This is a genomic window from Paenibacillus sp. J14, from assembly GCF_000518465.1.
GTDB lineage: Bacteria > Bacillota > Bacilli > Paenibacillales > Paenibacillaceae > Fontibacillus > Fontibacillus barengoltzii.
In genome coordinates this window covers 1-17,391 of record NZ_JADQ01000078.1, presented here as the reverse complement: position 1 = coordinate 17,391, position 17,391 = coordinate 1, and the positions used below count along the sequence as shown (strand labels likewise).

14 protein-coding genes and 1 pseudogene are annotated in these 17,391 nt (G+C 52.0%); 12 read left to right on the top strand and 3 right to left on the bottom strand.

Translation table 11 applies throughout. From position 1 onward, the window contains the following. From M891_RS25095 to M891_RS0120700, 3 genes and pseudogenes are all read left to right on the top strand, one after another. Positions 1 to 146 (top strand): annotated as a pseudogene (locus tag M891_RS25095) (IS200/IS605 family transposase); the annotation flags it as partial. Between the two features lie 219 nt (positions 147 to 365). Then, positions 366 to 1,394 carry a daunorubicin resistance protein DrrA family ABC transporter ATP-binding protein gene (locus tag M891_RS0120705; RefSeq protein WP_028540120.1) on the top strand — a complete coding sequence of 343 codons (1,029 nt, stop codon included), beginning with the start codon at positions 366 to 368 and terminating at the stop codon, positions 1,392 to 1,394. Continuing rightward, a complete protein-coding gene (locus tag M891_RS0120700) occupies positions 1,391 to 2,206 on the top strand; it encodes an ABC transporter permease (protein WP_028540119.1) in 816 nt (271 codons plus the stop codon). Before M891_RS0120705 ends, M891_RS0120700 begins: the two co-directional genes overlap by 4 nt. Positions 2,207 to 2,274: 68 nt before the next feature. On the opposite strand, the gene M891_RS0120695 is transcribed toward M891_RS0120700, so the two are convergent. Genes M891_RS0120695 through M891_RS0120685 form a run of 3 tightly spaced genes read right to left on the bottom strand, consistent with a single transcriptional unit; the run spans position 2,275 to position 4,444 of the window. Next, the gene (locus tag M891_RS0120695; protein ID WP_232228387.1) at positions 2,275 to 3,477 is read right to left on the bottom strand and encodes a MalY/PatB family protein; all 1,203 of its coding nucleotides are present in this window, start codon (positions 3,475 to 3,477) and stop codon (positions 2,275 to 2,277) included. A gap of 30 nt (positions 3,478 to 3,507) precedes the next feature. Then, on the bottom strand, positions 3,508 to 4,080 hold the full coding sequence (locus tag M891_RS0120690; protein WP_028540117.1) for a beta-class carbonic anhydrase: 573 nt from the start codon (positions 4,078 to 4,080) through the stop codon (positions 3,508 to 3,510). Between the two features lie 40 nt (positions 4,081 to 4,120). Further along, a complete protein-coding gene (locus M891_RS0120685) occupies positions 4,121 to 4,444 on the bottom strand; it encodes an iron-sulfur cluster biosynthesis family protein (RefSeq protein ID WP_028540116.1) in 324 nt (107 codons plus the stop codon). Between the two features lie 135 nt (positions 4,445 to 4,579). Here M891_RS0120685 and M891_RS0120680 point away from each other — a divergent pair, with 135 nt between their 5' ends. From M891_RS0120680 to mutS, 9 genes are all read left to right on the top strand, one after another. Then, on the top strand, positions 4,580 to 6,097 hold the full coding sequence (locus M891_RS0120680; protein ID WP_028540115.1) for a carboxypeptidase M32: 1,518 nt from the start codon (positions 4,580 to 4,582) through the stop codon (positions 6,095 to 6,097). 195 nt (positions 6,098 to 6,292) lie between these two features. Further along, positions 6,293 to 7,294 carry an ABC transporter substrate-binding protein gene (locus tag M891_RS0120675; RefSeq protein WP_028540114.1) on the top strand — a complete coding sequence of 334 codons (1,002 nt, stop codon included), beginning with the start codon at positions 6,293 to 6,295 and terminating at the stop codon, positions 7,292 to 7,294. Positions 7,295 to 7,328: 34 nt separating this feature from the next. Next, positions 7,329 to 8,108, top strand: a complete 780-nt coding sequence (locus M891_RS0120670) for an ABC transporter ATP-binding protein (RefSeq protein WP_028540113.1) — start codon at positions 7,329 to 7,331, stop codon at positions 8,106 to 8,108. An 87-nt stretch (positions 8,109 to 8,195) separates the two neighbouring features. Continuing rightward, entirely contained in the window at positions 8,196 to 8,942 is a 747-nt protein-coding gene (locus M891_RS0120665; RefSeq protein ID WP_232228388.1) for an ABC transporter permease, read from the top strand. A gap of 273 nt (positions 8,943 to 9,215) precedes the next feature. Continuing rightward, entirely contained in the window at positions 9,216 to 9,707 is a 492-nt protein-coding gene (locus M891_RS0120660) for a hypothetical protein (protein ID WP_028540111.1), read from the top strand. Between the two features lie 384 nt (positions 9,708 to 10,091). After that, positions 10,092 to 11,087, top strand: a complete 996-nt coding sequence (locus tag M891_RS0120655) for an aromatic acid exporter family protein (protein ID WP_028540110.1) — start codon at positions 10,092 to 10,094, stop codon at positions 11,085 to 11,087. 64 nt (positions 11,088 to 11,151) lie between these two features. Next, positions 11,152 to 11,697: an outer spore coat protein CotE gene (cotE, locus tag M891_RS0120650; RefSeq protein WP_016312022.1), complete on the top strand. Its 546-nt coding sequence runs from the start codon at positions 11,152 to 11,154 to the stop codon at positions 11,695 to 11,697. A gap of 157 nt (positions 11,698 to 11,854) precedes the next feature. After that, a complete protein-coding gene (locus M891_RS0120645) occupies positions 11,855 to 13,363 on the top strand; it encodes a putative amidoligase domain-containing protein (RefSeq protein ID WP_232228386.1) in 1,509 nt (502 codons plus the stop codon). Between the two features lie 74 nt (positions 13,364 to 13,437). Further along, the gene (gene mutS, locus M891_RS0120640) at positions 13,438 to 16,296 is read left to right on the top strand and encodes a DNA mismatch repair protein MutS (RefSeq protein ID WP_028540108.1); all 2,859 of its coding nucleotides are present in this window, start codon (positions 13,438 to 13,440) and stop codon (positions 16,294 to 16,296) included. Positions 16,297 to 17,391: the final 1,095 nt, after the last annotated feature.

Genomic DNA, 17,391 nt, shown 5'->3' with positions numbered 1-17,391 from the left:
GATACTACGTAAGCACAGTGGGCTTGAATGAGGCCACTGTCGCAAAGTATATCCGCGAGCAGGAAGCACATGACCAGGCAATCGATAAACTGAGCGTCAAAGAGTATGAAGATCCATTTAGCAGAAACGGTAGCAAGAAAAAGTAAACCAGTTTAACTGGTAAGTGAAAGTGACAAAAACACTGAGCCTGAACAATTTTATTGTCAGGCTAGCGTCTTTAGGCGCAGTTTGGCAACAAGGGGTTATACCCCAAGAGCAAACCACCCGTTGGACGGGTGGTTATGATTGTTTAAATTCAGTTTAACTACCTCCGTTACTCTCCTAACTGTAAAACAAATTGGTTGAAGGATAGGAGGACATCATCGATGATGACGAAAACTTCCGCTTTCACGGGCGGCGCAAGTAAGCCGGCGATTGAGGCTGAGGGACTCGTGAAAATATTTGGAACGAACCGTGCGGTTGATGGAGTGAATTTGCAGGTGGGGAGCGGGATGATATATGGCGTTCTGGGACCCAATGGAGCGGGAAAAACAACGACGATTCGTATGCTGGCGACTTTGCTGCGTCCCGATGCGGGTTCCGCCCGCATTTTTGGACACGATGTTGTCAAAGAGCAGCATATCGTCCGTCAGTTGATCGGGGTGACCGGACAGTACGCCTCGGTGGACGAAACGCTGAGTGCTACGGAAAATCTCATAATCTTCTCCAGGCTGTTAGGCTTGGGGCGCAGCGAGGCTCGCCGGAAAGCGGCAGAGCTGCTGGAGGAGTTCGGCTTGTCGGAAGCGGCCAAGCGCCCGCTGAAGCACTTCTCTGGCGGAATGCGCCGGCGGCTGGATTTGGCCGCGAGCCTGATTGCCCAGCCGCCGCTGATCTTCCTGGATGAACCGACAACCGGGCTGGATCCGCGGACGCGCTCGCAGATGTGGGAGACGATTCGCCGTCTTGTGGCGACTGGATCAACGGTGTTGTTAACCACTCAGTACCTGGATGAAGCTGACCAACTGGCAGACCGGATCGCCGTTATTGATCGCGGACAGGTCATCGCAGAAGGCACAGTCGATGAGTTAAAGACGTCGGTAGGGGCTTCGTCGTTGCAGTTAAGAATTAAGGATCCGCTTCATTTGACAGCAACTCGCCAAATTGTGGAGCGGGTGCTGAAAGTGCCTTCCACCCTCACAGCAGAGGCAGGGAAAATTACCGCCCCAATGGCGGAGGCTGATCTGGTGACTGATCTATTGATCGCTTTGCGTGAAGCAGGCGTGGATTTGGCGGAATTAAGCGTTCAGAAGCCAACGCTGGATGAAGTCTTCTTAACACTGACCGGGCGGGGTGTTGAAGAGAACACTGCAGATCCACAGGCGTATGTTCTTGATCAGAAGGGGGTCATTGCATGAATCATGCGGATATTAATGCGAAGGCCGTACAGCCTCTAAAGAATCAAACGAACTTCCGACAATCACTTCATCACTCGTTGACCATGGCGTATCGAGGATTGTTAAAAATCAAGCGGACACCGGAGCAATTATTTGATGTGACGTTTCAGCCGATTATTTTTACACTGATGTTTACGTATATTTTTGGCGGAGCGATCTCGGGGGATGTGATGAGCTACTTGCCGGTGATTATTCCAGGGATTTTGGTGCAAACCGTCATTTCTACTTCTGTCGTTACGGGCGTACAGCTGCGCGAGGATATGGAGAAGGGCGTCTTCGACCGCTTTAAGTCGCTGCCAATCGCGCGGATTGCGCCATTAGCCGGCGCCCTGCTGGCCGATACCGTCCGATATACGATTGCAACGGTGCTGACGTTTGCCATGGGTTACATCATGGGACTTCGTCCAGATGGAGGATTGGGTAATGTCGTGCTAGCAGCGTTGCTGGTGATCGTATGTTCCTGGGCAGTTAGCTGGATCTTTGCTTTCTTTGGCGTCATCGCACGAACGGCATCCAGCGTACAAGGCATATCCATGATCGTGTTGTTTCCATTAACGTTCCTGTCCAATGCGTTTGTTCCAGTTGAAACGATGCCGAAATGGCTGCAATGGTTTGCAAACATCAATCCGATTTCGCATTTGGTGACAGCGGTACGGGAACTGGTGAACCATGGAACCATCGGTGGGGATATGCTGAGCTCGCTCTTTGGAGCAGCCGTGATTGTAGCGGTATTTGCACCGATGACGGTGCGCGCTTACATGAGAAGAGCATAAAAAAATAAGCCGGAAGACTTATCGTCTTCCGGCTTGATATGTTTACGCTGATTTCATGATACTGGCCATCAAGCATGATGAGCAGCAACGGCTGTGCAAAAGCGTTCCAGAGCTTCCTCCAGCAACGAGCGTGGACACGCCAGGTTGATCCGCAGGAACCCTTCGCCGTTCTGGCCGTAGATGGAACCTTCGGTAAAGGCGATTTTTGCTTCTTTATACATCACTTGCTTCATCTCGGCTTTCTTCCATCCGAGTGCACGGCAATCCAGCCATAATAAGTAGGTTCCTTCGGATAGAACAGGGACCACCGCTGGCAGATGTTCGGCGAGATAGGCGACGGCGAAGTCACGGTTGGCACGAATATAGATCAGGACGGCATCAAGCCATTCTTCACTTTGCGTATACGCTGCGATTGTCGCGGTAGGGCCAAAAAAATTCAGCGAACCGATGGCTTGGGCTTTGATCCGTTCGCTAAATTGCTTACGGATAGCCACGTTGGGAATAATCGTATAAGCTGTCGCGAGTCCAGGGATGTTAAACGTCTTGGAAGGAGCCGCGCAGGTAATCGTAATTCCCGCCAGGGCTTCGGACATCGAGGCAAACGGCACATGACGGTATTCGGCGAAGACCAAATCGCTGTGAATTTCGTCCGAGACGACCTTCACACCATAGTTCAGACACAACTCGCCAACCCGTTCCAGCTCCTCCCGGGTCCAGACCCGTCCGCCGGGATTATGGGGGCTGCACAACAGCAACAGCTTCGCTCCGTCTTGCATCAACGATTCCAGATGATCGTAGTCCATCCGGTAACGTCCATCCTTGAGAATCAACGGATTTTCGGCAACTTCACGGCCATTGTTGCGGATCACATCATAGAACGGATTATAGACCGGGGATTGCAGGATCACCCGATCTCCTGGCTCGGTTAATACCTGTACAGCTACGCTAAGCGCTGGTACGACGCCGGGAGTGTCGGTCAACCAGGACGGATGAACGTTCCAGTTATGACGGCGCTCCAGCCAACCGGTGATCGCCTCCAGATATTCTTTAGGCCGGGAAGTATAGCCGTAAATCCCCAGCTTGGCCCGTTCCGTGACGGCTTGGACAATGGCTGGTGCACAACGGAAATCCATGTCCGCTACCCACAAAGGCAATACGTCTGGATCCCCAAACAGCTCCTGTCCAGTATCCCATTTCTCGGAGTAGGTTCCTTTTCGCGGCACACGTTCGTCGAAATTATACGTCATCTCTCTGTTCCATTCCTTTCCCATAGATGCAGGTAAACTCCAGTCGTGTCGGACTTATTTCGGAAGAGGCTGGTACCCGTCAATAACCAGCTCCAGTTCGCCTGTCGTCGAATCAATCAATAACCCGTGAACCGGAACATCAGCAGGAAGGAGCGGGTGTTTCTTGACAATATTGACGGTCCGAATAATCCCTTCCTTCTCGTTATCGAAACCGCGCAGCCATTTGTTTAGCTTAATGCCGGAGTTTTCGATCGTGTTCAGCGTGTCATCGCTGATGCCTCTCTCCCGCATGGAACCAATCATCCGGTCCGAATTGAGCGCAGCCATCCCGCAGCCAGTATGACCCACGATAAAGACTTCCTGAGCATGCAGTTCGTAGATCGCAACAAGAAGACTACGCATGACGCTTCCAAAAGGCTGAGAGATGATGGCACCAGCGTTCTTGATCAGCTTCACATCACCGTTGCGCAGGTTCATCGCTTTCGGGAGTAGTTCGACGAGCCGCGTATCCATGCAGGTCACGATCGCCATTTTCTTCTCCGGAAATTTATCCGTAACATATTTCTCGTATTCCTTCTCCTCGACAAATTTGCGGTTGAACTCCAGTATCGACTCTAATTGATTCATGTTATTGCCTCCTTGTCTGCTGTTGGCACATATCCGCGAATTACCGGCGGTCAACCAATGGAATATTGGATTTGTAGAACTGGGAAGGCCCATCCAAGCGGAATGTCCCGGTTGCATCTTCGCCTTTCAGGGACAACTCCTCCTCAAAAAAAACAGCCTGCATTTTGTCAATCCAAAATGGGTAGGCTTCATTGTCCATAGGAATATCGTAGGGTCCTGGCTCAGATACGATATTCAATACGGGAACGCCGCTCATGCCGCAGCCGCAGTTTTCCGTATCGTAGACGAGGCGGAGCAAGCCAGGCTGGCCAGCCAATTTGTCGTCGATCAGTTTTTTGGCCGCTGCGTTAAGCGTAATTTTCATAGGGAGAGGCAACTCCTTTTCTTGAAAGTAATATTTCAATTTGCGAATTCGTCTACTTAAAATTTGATTATACGTTTAGTTAAAAGTATCATCAAGAGTAGCAACTATATTTCACCAGTAAAGGCGGGAGTTGTCATGAAACAGGAAACGGTTGAGAAATGGGAGCTCTTTCGGGAGCTTCTGCAGAAGATTCATGCATACGGGGAAGCGGTATCTCTGATGAACTGGGATTTACGCACCGGTGCACCGCGCAAAGGGGCGGAGACTCGGGCAGCGACCATTGGTTTGTTGTCCACGGAAGCCTTTAAGCTGCAAACGTCAGCCGAGATGGGCGAGTATTTAGCTTATTTAAACCAGCCTGCCGTCCTGGAGGAATTGGATGACGTGAAGCGCCGGATGGTGCTCGATGTGCAGGAGGAATACGACAGAAGCGTCAAGATTCCGCCGCAGAAATTCCGCGAATATACAGAGCTGACGGCCCATGCTGAAACGGTGTGGGAAGACTTTAAGGAGAACAGCGATTTTGCCGGATTCGAGCCTTATTTAACGAAAATTGTGGCAAAGATTCAGGAGTTTATCGACTACTGGGGTCCGAAGGCTACGCGTTATGATACGTTACTACATATGTATGAACCGGACCTGACTACGGAGAAACTCGATCAAGTTTTTGGCCAGCTGCGCGATCGACTCGTTCCCTTGGTTGAGGCGGTAGCTGGAGCGAAAAATAAGCCGGAAGCTCCATTCCTGAACCAGCTGTATGATAACCAGCAGCAAGCGAAGTTTAGCCGGTTCCTGCTCAAACAAATCGGCTACGATTTTGAAGCCGGACGGATTGACGAAACGGTTCACCCGTTCCAAACCACGATCAACCATGGCGACGTGCGGATCACTACGAACTACAAGCAGGATGATGTCGCCAGTGCCATCTTCAGTTCCTTGCATGAAGGCGGGCATGCGCTTTACGAGCAGAACGTATCGAAAGAGCTGGCTGGAACGCCGCTGGGCCAAGGAACGTCGATGGGGATCCATGAGTCCCAGTCCCGTTTCTGGGAGAACTTCGTTGGGCGCAGCCTGCAATTCTGGCAACGGTATTTCGGCGAGTTGCAGCAGCATTTTCCAGAACAGCTTCAAGGGGTTACGCCGGAGCAGTTCTTCCGCGGCATCAATCGTGTAGAGAACTCCTTAATCCGGATTGAAGCGGATGAGCTGACTTATAACTTGCATATTATTATCCGTTATGAGATTGAGAAGATGCTCTTTAATGAAGGGTTGCCGGTCAGCGAGCTGCCGAAAGTCTGGAATGAGAAATACCGCGACTATCTCGGCTTGACTCCGCCTAACGACGGGCTTGGCGTTCTGCAGGACGTACACTGGTCGGCCGGTCTGTTTGGGTACTTCCCATCCTATGCGCTTGGCAACATGTATGCTGCCCAAATCGCCAATACGCTGCGGAAAGAGCTGCCGCAATTTGAAGAGCTCGTCGCCGAAGGCAACTTCCAGCCCATCAAGGAATGGCTGACTGACAAAATCTACAAATACGGCAAGAGCCGCAAACCGTCCGAGTTGATCCTTGCGGTCACCGGCGAGGAGCTAAACCCGGACTATCTTGCAGATTATTTGGAGCAAAAATTCAAAAGCATTTACGGCATCTAAAGCGATATCGATCAACAGCTGTCCCTAAGGCGGATTCATCCGTGCTTAGGGGCGGCTTTTTTTGTGCATCAAACTTGGAGTGGCCCGGCACGGCTTAACCTTTTGTTAGGCTATCGCATAGTATTTAGTATCTTCTGGCCAACCGATAGACAACGATTGGCTATGAAACCCCATTTAGAAGGAGAGGTGAATGGCATGAACAACGTGAGAAAGGGGTTATGGATTACGCTCATCGTCCTCCTAACCGCAGCACTTAGCGCTTGCGGAGGAAGCGGCAAAGCACAAAAGGTCAGAATCGGGGAAGTTACCCGTTCCGTATTTTATGCCCCTCAGTACGTCGCATTGGAAAAAGGCTTCTTTAAAGAAGAAGGATTGGACGTGGAGCTGCAAACAACAGCGGGTGGTGACAAAACGATGACGGCGCTGCTGTCCGGAGCCATCGACGTGGCACTAGTCGGAGCGGAGACGTCGATTTACGTATACCAGCAAGGCTCTACAGATCCAGTGATCAACTTTGCCCAATTGACGCAAACCGACGGTACCTTCCTGGTTGCCCGGGACTCCGCCGAATTTGATTGGGAGATGCTGAAGGGGAGCGTCTTTCTGGGTCAAAGAAAAGGAGGCATGCCGCAAATGGCGGGCGAGTTCACCCTGCGCAAGCATGGAATCGATCCGCATCAGGATCTGGAGTTAATCCAGAATGTGGACTTCGCCAACATCACGGCTGCATTCATATCGGGAACGGGACAATTCGTTCAACTGTTTGAACCTCAAGCCTCCATCGTGGAGAAGGAAGGGAAAGGATATGTCGTCGCTTCCTTTGGTACGGAGAGCGGAAGGCTGCCTTATACGGTATTTATGACCAAGCAGAGCTATATCAACGAACACTCGGAAATCGTTCAGAAATTTACGAATGCGATTCATAAAGCCCAGCGCTGGGTTCAATCGCATACGCCGGAAGAAATCGCTGAGACGGTTGCGCCATATTTCAAAGATACGGACATGGAGATCTTGGTCAGCTCGATCAAGCGGTACCAGGAGCAGGGAAGTTATGCAGAAACGCCGGCTTTGGCAGAGGATGCCTGGAACAACCTGCTTGATGTGATGGAAAGCGCCGGAGAACTCAATGAACGGGTAGAAGCCAATAAGCTGGTGGATAACAGCTTTGCCGAGAAAGTCGTCAACTCCGTCAAATAACATGAACGTGAACGGAAAAGGAGCGTGAGCGCTTTTGCCATCTGTCGTGGAACTAAAAAACCTAGATCTGGTCTACGTGACGGACCGGGAGGCCGTCCTCGCCTTGCAAGGGATGAACTTAGCGGTAGAGCCTGGCGAATTCATCAGTTTGGTTGGTCCCAGCGGTTGCGGAAAGACCACGCTTCTTTCCGTCATGGCTGGTCTGTTAGCCCCATCTCGAGGAGAGGTGCTCCTGCACGGCAAACCGGTAACGGGCCCTACTCCGCAAGTGGGTTATATGTTGCAGCAGGACTATTTGTTCCCGTGGCGGACGATTCTGAGCAATACCGTGCTGGGGTTGGAGCTGACCGGAAGGTTAACGCCGGAAGGAGTGGAGCACGCGCGGGCATTGCTGGCCGAAATGGGGCTTGGCGATACCGCGGACTTGTATCCCCATCAGCTGTCGGGCGGAATGCGTCAACGGGTGGCCCTTGTGCGAACGCTGGCGACCGATCCGGAGCTGTTGCTGCTGGATGAGCCCTTCTCGGCGCTGGACTACCAAACAAAGCTGCAGCTTGAGGATTTGGTGTGGGGGACGCTAAAGCAGCGGAAGAAAACGGGGGTACTGGTGACCCACGATCTATCGGAGGCGATTGCGGTCAGCGATCGGGTGATCGTGCTGGCGCCCCGACCAGGCCGAATTCGCAGCATGTACGAGATTCCGAAAAATATCCGGAAAGCTCAACCGTTTTATGCCCGGGAGGCCGAAGGCTTTAATGAACTATTCCATGAAATCTGGCGCGATCTGGAGACGTCGGAAAGGGAGGAGGGATAGCCATTGGCACCGCCTGTGACAAAACCGGCCGCTTCAGAAGACTGGCTGCAGGAGAAATGGCTGCAACACCGCAAACGCAAACGGCGAATGAGTCGTTACGTATTGAGTGTGCAGACCTTGATCCTCGTATTGTTTGTAGGATTATGGGAGCTGGCAGGCCAACTGAAATGGATTGATGTGCTGATCTTCAGCTACCCGTCCAAGGTAGGACGACAGATCGTAAAGGATGCGCTGAGCGGAGAATTGTGGCCGCATCTGGCGATGACGGTTGGCGAGACAGCGGTAGGCTTCCTGCTGGGAACGCTGATAGGCACATTGCTAGCTGTGCTGATTTGGTGGTCGCCGTTTCTATCGCGTGTGCTGGATCCTTACATGGTCGTGTTTAACAGTATGCCGAAGGTGGCGCTGGGCCCGATCTTTATCGTCCTCTTTGGTGCTGGCTTCACAGCAATTGTGGTTACGACGTTATCGATTACGGTGATTGTGACCACCCTTGTCGTCTTTAACAGCTTCAACGAAGTCGACGCGAACTTTGTGAAGGTGATTCGCACGTTTGGGGGGAGCCGACGCGATGTATTTTTGAAGGTAATTCTGCCGGCTTCGTTCCCAACCATCGTATCTACGCTGAAGGTGAACGTAGGGATGGCTTGGGTCGGGGTTATCGTTGGAGAATTCCTCGTAGCCAAAATCGGTCTTGGTTACCTGATCGTCTACGGGTTTCAAGTGTTTAACTTCACCCTGGTGCTGTCGAGCCTGGTCATCATCGCCATCGTGGCGACGGCGATGTACCAGATGGTCGTTTATATCGAGCGGAAGCTGGTAAGGGAGCGGTAACGCTCCCTACAAGATTTCCCCATTATCAGGAAATCAAAAGTCAAAATAAGCGCACCGTGGGCTGGCATATGTTGAATTATCGCGTTAGGAACAAGTTCACTGGTCAATAAACAACTTAAAACTAAGAAAAAAGAGGGAAATATAGAAAAGTATAAACTTCGGTTTCTTAAAAATGAAAAAAACGTAACCGCCAGAATTGGCTAATATTGTATGATATCTACACAAACCGTTTATTTACATAAATTAGAATTTTTTTTGGAGGTTTACAAGTCTGTGAAGAAAACAAAGGTATCAGCTGTTTTGATCGCATCGGCTTTGTTATCTCTTGCCCCGGTTGCATCTGCGTCTGAAAATGTTGCTCCGGTATCCGCTCAATCTGTGGTGTCATTGTCAGCTACGGAAGAAGTATCAAACATTAAACCTACAATTATTGATGACAACATGTTCTATCCAATGGATGCGCATCTCATTAATAATGTCACTCATACAGGTTCTTCGGCATATACTGGTAAATTTACTACAGCGCCCGAAAATGGTATCTATTTGAACGTTTGGGTTAAAAATAATGCTTCTTCATCTGTCTTTATTGATATCAGCCGTAATGGTCTGAAAATTACAGATGGTTATGAATTAAAGGGAGGAAGTCAAAAAACAATAAGCTTTGAAGATATGTTAGGTAATGGATTATCCGGAGATTGGGAAGTTTATATCTATAATAAAACTGGGGATAAATACAAACTTAATATCAATGCAAGACAGTTCTGATTCTAATTATTTAAGAAAACAGGAAGATCGCCCTATCCGGCCAGCTTGGTCAGGTAGTTGGCGATCTTCTTCTTTGCTGTCCTGTGCCAGGCATGTAGGGTCAGGCCCTTTTGCTTGTTCAGGTGCACTCCTCAAGCAAGGGACAGTCTTTGCAGCTCTTGGAGTCCGACTTGTGTTGACGTTACCCTGCCGGTCCGTGGTCGGTGATCAAAACGGCCTGCGACCATTCGAATTTCGAATGAGGATTTCACGGATCATTGTTGTGCAAGGTCGCTTTGCAGCATGATCCCGTTCGATCAGATCAGGAGAAATGGGATTGTTTGGATTCCGAAAATCAAGTAGGATATTTTCATAGATCGCTTTCGACAAAAAGGGTGAGAATTCATGGGTTTTCGAGTCATCAAAACGGCCATTGCCACGTTAATGGCAATATTTATTGCGGATGCCTTAGGGGTGCCTGGTGCCAATTCGGCGGGACTGCTGGCGATTTTAGGGGTCGACGTCACCCGCAAGCGCAGCCTGGCATCGATAACGGCACGTTTTTTTGCTTCAACTTTGGGGTTGTTGCTTGCTTTTGGCATCTTCTACTTCCTCGGGTTTCATATTTGGGTGCTGGCCATTTACATCCTCGTCGCTTTCCCATTGATCGCTCGCGCGGGCTTCAAGGAAGGGATTGTGACCAGCTCCGTTGTCGTGTTCCGCGTATTTAGCGGCGGGGAGATCTCCTGGCACGTGCTGTTAATCCAGGTGGAGCTGCTGATCATTGGGTTGGGTTCGGCCATGGTTGTCAATTTTCTGTACATGCCCAAAACGGAAGACAAGCTGCTGGAAACTCGGCGTGAGGTGGATGCTTTGTTTTCCGGCATATTTCAGGAGATTGCCGCTTCGTTGCGTGATCCCTACCGCTTATGGGATGGCAAGGAGATCACCGATGCGGCCCGAAAGATCGACGAGGGTTATGCGCTCGCGAAGCGGGCAGCCGAGAACCAGATGATCTCGCCCAACGAGGCCTGGACGGCGTATTTTATCATGCGCAAAGAACAGTTAAGCCGGATCGAAGGGATGCTGGAGCTGATTTCGCAGGTGTACCATCGGATCCCGCAAGGCGAATTTGTGGCTGTATTGTTTGATCGGCTTAGCGTAGATGTGAATCAAGAGGAATATACGGGGATTACCGAGCAGATGCTCGCGGAGCTGGAGGAGGAGTTCAAGAAAATGGAAATGCCTTCAACCCGTGAGGAATTTGAAATGCGTTCAGCCATTTTGCAGTTATGCCGAGAACTTTCCTTATATCTAGCTGTCTCCAAAAAAAATAAGGCTCCCATTCCACGAATCGCGGAAAAACGGGGAGCAAAACGAAAACAGGCGTCAATAAAATAGTTGTCACCCTAGACGAATGTCCTGCATACACTTGTATTGAATGATGTATGGAGGAGGTTCTAACATGTCATTGAAATATCAAAGTAGAGAGATCATCACGAAAGCGATCTGCGGCAAAGGTCGTAAGTTCTCTACCGTAACACATACCGTGACTCCCCCTCATAAACCGTCGAGCATCCTGGGGGCCTGGATCATCAACCACCAGTACGAAGCGGTCGCAGCGGGAGACGGAATTGAAGTTATTGGTACTTACGATATTAACATCTGGTATTCGTACGACAAGAACTCGCAGACCGAGGTCGCTAAAGAAACGGTATCGTATGTTGAGAATGTACCGCTGAACTACTTGGATTCCAGACACCGTTCGTCGACGGTGGAAGTGTCCGCAGAAGCCACGCAGGAACCGAGCACCGTCGAAGCCACCGTATCGGGAGACGGCCGCGTATCCATTCGGGTGGAACGCGAATTCGCGGTGGAACTGGTTGCCGAAACGAAGTTGAACGTGCTGGTCGTGCCGAACAGCGGCATTGATGACAAGGACTACGATTTCGGCTCCGAGCTCGGCGATTATGAAGATTTGGATCCGGATCTCCTCGACGACGAACTGTAATTCGATCAGGAAGCAAGTAGGCAAAGGGGTAAGTATCAACAGTTTCAGTGTACACTGTAGCATATGCGGCAGGGGCGTCGTCGAAGAGGGCGGCTGCCCTCTTTTTGTTTTTATTTTTGAATAATACCTCTATCGAAGACGGGGGATGAACTCAGTGGTGAAGGATGAGCACCTCGTACTAAAAATGCGTCTGGGCTCCAGCACATTTAAAGCTCGGCTGCTGCAGGCGTTGGAACGTTTGGGCGGACCCTACCGGGTGTTGAAAGGACCGGAATCATCCAGCAGAGCGTTATCGCGTACATCTTCGAGTTTCGGCAGGAAGTCAGCGGGGGCAGGTGCCGCTTCGGGAAGGCGGCTCGTACGAACCGCTGCAGACGATTCCCAATGGATTTACTACGGACGCGAGGAAGCGTATTGGGGCGGCCGGGTCCAGGAAATCGTGTTGGGACGGCCGACACACTCGCTGGAAGACTGGCGGCGCCGGCTCGAAACCGCTGGGCTGAAGCCAACGCCTGAGGCAAGAACCGCTCAAACAGCTGCAAGCACTACTGCGTCATATCTCCGCCGCTATGCCGTTACGGTATTCCACTTGCGGGCCTGGGAGGTACGTCCGCTTGGTAAAGCGGGGCTTACGCTCCCGCTCTTGGGGGAAGCCTTGTCCCCGGAGTCACCGCTTTATAAACGCCTGACGAACACGGCGGTTCGGGCGCTATACGCCGTGGGACTTGATTTTGGTGAAGTGGTGATCTCGGCCGGGGAAGAGGGGAAATTTACGGTGGATTCCATCACCCCAATCTCGGACCTCGGCAGCGCGGCAACCAAGGCCATCGCCCAGGCGATGCGAGATACCCTGGAGGAACAGGAGAAGCTGCTGGACTCACCGACAGAGCGGTTGATTGGGATGGACCCCGAGTTTTTGCTGTTTGATCGTGCCCATGGGAAAGTGATTCCGGCTTCCCGTTTCTTGCACTTTCATGGGGAAGCGGGCTGCGATGTGTTGCGATATCGCGGGCAGCGGATATTTCCGCTGGCAGAGCTAAGGCCGCGCCCCGGCAAGGAACCGCGCGATGTTGTCGTTCATTTGCTGCGCGCATTTCATGAAGCCCGAGCTTCCATCGAAGATCAAGGGCTGATCTGGCAGGCGGGGGCGATGCCGCAACGCGGTTTTCCGTTGGGCGGACACCTGCATTTCAGCGGAGTGTCGTTAACTCCAGAGTTGCTGCGGACGCTCGACAATTACCTGGCGCTGCCGCTGGCTCTACTGGAGGATCCCCGAAGTGCGCCACGTAGACCGAAGTACGGGTTTCTCGGCGATTTTCGGTTCAAGGAGTACGGCGGCTTCGAATATCGCACCTTACCTAGCTTCCTAATCTCTCCGCTCGTCACCAAAGGGGTCGTGGCATTGGCGCGCTTCATTATCGAGCATGCGGAACGCTTAAAGGCACGACCGTTGGAGAAGGAGGCGGTTTGGACGGCGTTTTACACCGGCAGAAAGCAACCGCTTCGCGAAGCGTTACCCCGCCTGATCGCCGATATCCATGAAGTTCCCGACTATACGCGATATCAGGGATATATCGAACCTTTACTGAATGCCATTCAGTCCGGCTATGTCTGGGACGAATCTGTGGATATTCGCCCCGCCTGGAAATTGCAAAATCCTTCATAACCGGGTTGCCCTTTTCTGGTATAATAGGATTCTATGAAAGACCTGAATGTGCTTAGGTTAATTGGAGGGGAATCATGGCTACCTACACGCCGATGATTGAGCAGTATTTACGGATTAAGGCGGAAGCGCAGGATGCGTTTCTGTTTTTCCGGCTGGGCGATTTCTATGAAATGTTTTTTGAGGATGCAATCCTGGCTGCGAAGGAGCTTGAAATTACACTGACCGGGCGGGACGGGGGCGCCGAAGAGAAAATTCCAATGTGCGGTGTTCCCTACCATTCGGCGGACAATTATATTCATCGTTTGATTGAAAAAGGATACAAAGTTGCGATCTGCGAACAGATGGAGGACCCGTCGCAAACCAAAGGCATGGTTCGGCGTGAGATCGTCCGGGTCATCACCCCGGGGACGATCATGGAAGGGAAAACCGTCGGCGAACGGACGAACAACTACATCGTGTCGGTCACTGAACGGCAGGGGATGATGGCTCTGGCTGCCTGTGACCTGTCCACGGGGGAGCTGTACGCGACGTCGGCGCCGGCGAACAAAGAGTGGCTGCGCGACGAGATTGGCCTGTACGACCCGGCGGAAATCATCGGGGACAAGGAACTGCTGGATTGGATTGCGGGACAAGCTGCTCCGCTGAGCAAGCCCGTCGTGTATACGCCTTGGGCGAAAGCGAAGGAAGATACGGCACGATCGCTGTTTGGCGAGGCCGAATGGATTCGTCTGGAGCCGGAGCGGCGGGACAATATCGCTGTCCTGGTCGGTTATTTAAGCGAGACGCAGAAGCGCTCGCTGGGACAACTTACGAAAATATCGGCTTATGAGCCGGAGCATTTTATGATTTTGGACCCGTTTACACGACGGAATCTGGAATTGGTTGAGACGGTTCGCGAGCGTTCGAAAAAAGGATCGCTGCTGTGGCTGCTTGACCGCACGGAAACGTCAATGGGCTCCAGGCTGTTGCGGCGCTGGATCGACAAGCCGCTGCTGCAGAAGACGCGGATCGAGGAACGTCTGGAGGCAGTGGAGCATCTGCACAGCGCGTTTATTTTGCGCGAGGATTTGCGCGGTGCTTTGCAGGACATCTACGATCTAGAGCGGCTGGTGGGACGCGTCGCCTTCGGCAATGCGAACGGTCGGGATTTGGTCGCCCTCAAAACGTCGCTGCTTCAGGTGCCGGCGATCAAGACGCTGTGCGCAGACTCGGCCTCAACCACGTTGAAGCGGATTGCTTCGGCAATGGATGAGTGTGCGGATCTGGCCGACATGATTGATGCAGCGATCGCTGACGAACCGCCAGTGTCGGTGCGGGATGGAGGCCTTATTAAGGCTGGGTATCATGCAAGATTGGACGAGCTTCGCGAAGCCAGCGTTAACGGTAAACGCTGGATCGCCGAGCTGGAAGCGGCTGAACGGCAAGCAACGGGGATCAAATCGCTGAAGATCGGTTACAACAAAGTTTTTGGCTATTATATCGAAGTGACGCGCGCCAATCTGTCTGCATTGCCGGAAGGGCGGTATGAACGGAAGCAGACGCTGGCGAATGCAGAACGTTTTGTTACCCCGGAACTGAAGGAGAAGGAAGCGCTGATTCTCGAAGCTGAGGAGAAGATGGTCGATCTGGAATACACGCTGTTTAACGAGCTGCGTGAACGGATCGCTGCGGATATCCCTCGCTTGCAGAAGCTGGCTGAGCAAATCGCTGAAATCGATGTGTTGCGCTCGCTGGCGCAGGTAGCCTCGGACAACAGCTTTGTGAAGCCGAAGCTGACCGATGGCTACGACTTCGTCGTGGAGCAAGGCCGGCATCCGGTGGTGGAAGCGGTGATGAAAGATACGGCATTTATCGCTAATAGCACGGAGCTCCGCAAGGATGAGGCGAGCATCCTGCTGATCACGGGACCTAACATGGCCGGAAAAAGTACGTATATGCGTCAGGTCGCGCTGATTTCCATCCTTGCGCAGATCGGCAGCTTTGTCCCTGCAGCTAAAGCGGAAATCCCGCTGGTGGATCGCATCTTCACGCGGATTGGGGCCGCAGATGATCTGATTGGCGGGCAGAGTACCTTTATGGTGGAGATGGCCGATATTCAGATCATGACGGAGAAGGCTACCCCGCGCAGCTTGATCATCATCGACGAGTTGGGCCGGGGCACATCGACCAGCGAAGGGATGGCAATTGCACAGGCCGTGATTGAATACGTCCACGACCGGATTGGCTGTAAGGCGCTGGTGTCGACGCATTTCCATGAGTTGGCTTATTTGGAGCACAGCCTGCGCGGGTTGAACAACTACAGCATGGCAGTGCAGGAAAGCGGCGACAAGGTGCATTTCTTGCGCAAGCTGATCCCCGGCGCGGCTGACACGAGCTACGGCATCTATTGCGCGCGGCTGGCCGGCCTGCCGGATGAGATCATTGGCCGGGCGTACGGGCTGCTGAAAGAGCTGGAGGAGAAAAGTCCGTTGGCGGACGGAAGCAGCGTTGCAGTTGCAGGTGCGCCTGCGAAAGCAACCGCATCAGCAGACGCGGCAGCAACAGCAGGGTCTTCTTCGCAGGCGGTTTCGCCGCTTGTGAAGGAGCAGACTGCTCCGATAGTGCGGGAAACGGCAGCCACCGATGAAGCTGTTATGGGGTCTTCAGGCGCTGCTTTGGCGGAGGCTGCTGCTACTGCGGCTGCAGGGGCAACGGAAGCTGCGGCATCGGCTGAGCTTAAGTCGGATGCCGGCGAAGTTGGGCCGGTCGTACAGCTTTCAATGTTTGGCGACGATGAGCCGCCAGTTCAAGCGAAGCCGGCAGCTCCGGCGCCGGAAGACCCGGCAACTCGTACGATCATTAACCTCATTAAAAATGCAGATTTAATGAACATGACCCCGCTGCAAGCCATGCAACTGGTTAATGATCTGAAGATGAAGGTGAAGGATTTGTAAACGTACGATAGGGATTGTGACTGACGTAGGAGGGGAACGATCAGTTGTATTTGTGGGCGGCGGATGGTGCAGGTGCTGCAGATGTTAACTGTGGGGGCGAGTGGAGCTTCGACCGACTTAAGCTGTTGAACTGCGGGTGTGAGGGGAGTTCGGCACAGAAGCAGTTGCAACTGCGTGGCTGCAATAAAGCCTGTGGTTAATACGGAAGTGCGGCTGATTCGGCTGAGGTTGAGGTGGCAACATAGATCGATGACTTTCCTAACGCGCGCTACTCCCAGCGCGCGTTTCTGGCAGCACGACGGGCGGTCAGGCCACATGCTGATCTACCGAGTGACCCAACGGTGCATTGAGCGTCAGTTTTTAAGGTTGCAAAGCATGCGCACAATGTAGGATAGAGCACGAAATGACAACTCTATGAACCACGGTATCCAACGGTATCACGTACAACAGGTACTAAGAACAACGACATTACCTACAACGACACTACCTACAACGACACTACCTACAACGGCACCACCTACAACGGCACCACCTACAACGGCACCACGACGTGCATTGCAGAGTTGGCCGATCGGTTCCGATTCTGTCTTGTCCTTATTGTGTATGAAATTTCGCGTATAATTAGCCTTGGTTTGGGGGTTTAGCCCTAATGTATATGAAAAATCGAGTACATTGGAGCGAACCCCCGGGGATGCAGCGGATTATGGATGAAATTTCGAGTAGAATCAAGCTCAGTTTGGTGGTTTGGCGGGATGTAAATGAAAAATCGAGTACATTTTAGCAAAAACCCCACTAGCGTTGCACCAAACCTGACATGAGAAATTACAGAAAAATTGTTTGTAAAATATCCTAAATATGGTTGCTATTACTGGTATTCTTCTGGTTGCTCATAAAAAAATCTCCTATTGTTAAGGTGTAGGCATGTTACCCACTCCATAACAGAAGGAGACCATAGCATGGGTAACAATAACTCAAAATCAGTCATTTGTAAATGCCTAAATTTGCTGAATGTCGGAGAATACCGCGGCCTGCTTGCCGACCATCGCACTCGCAAACTTACAACCGGTAAAGCCATTCAGATTTTTGTGGAGTCTC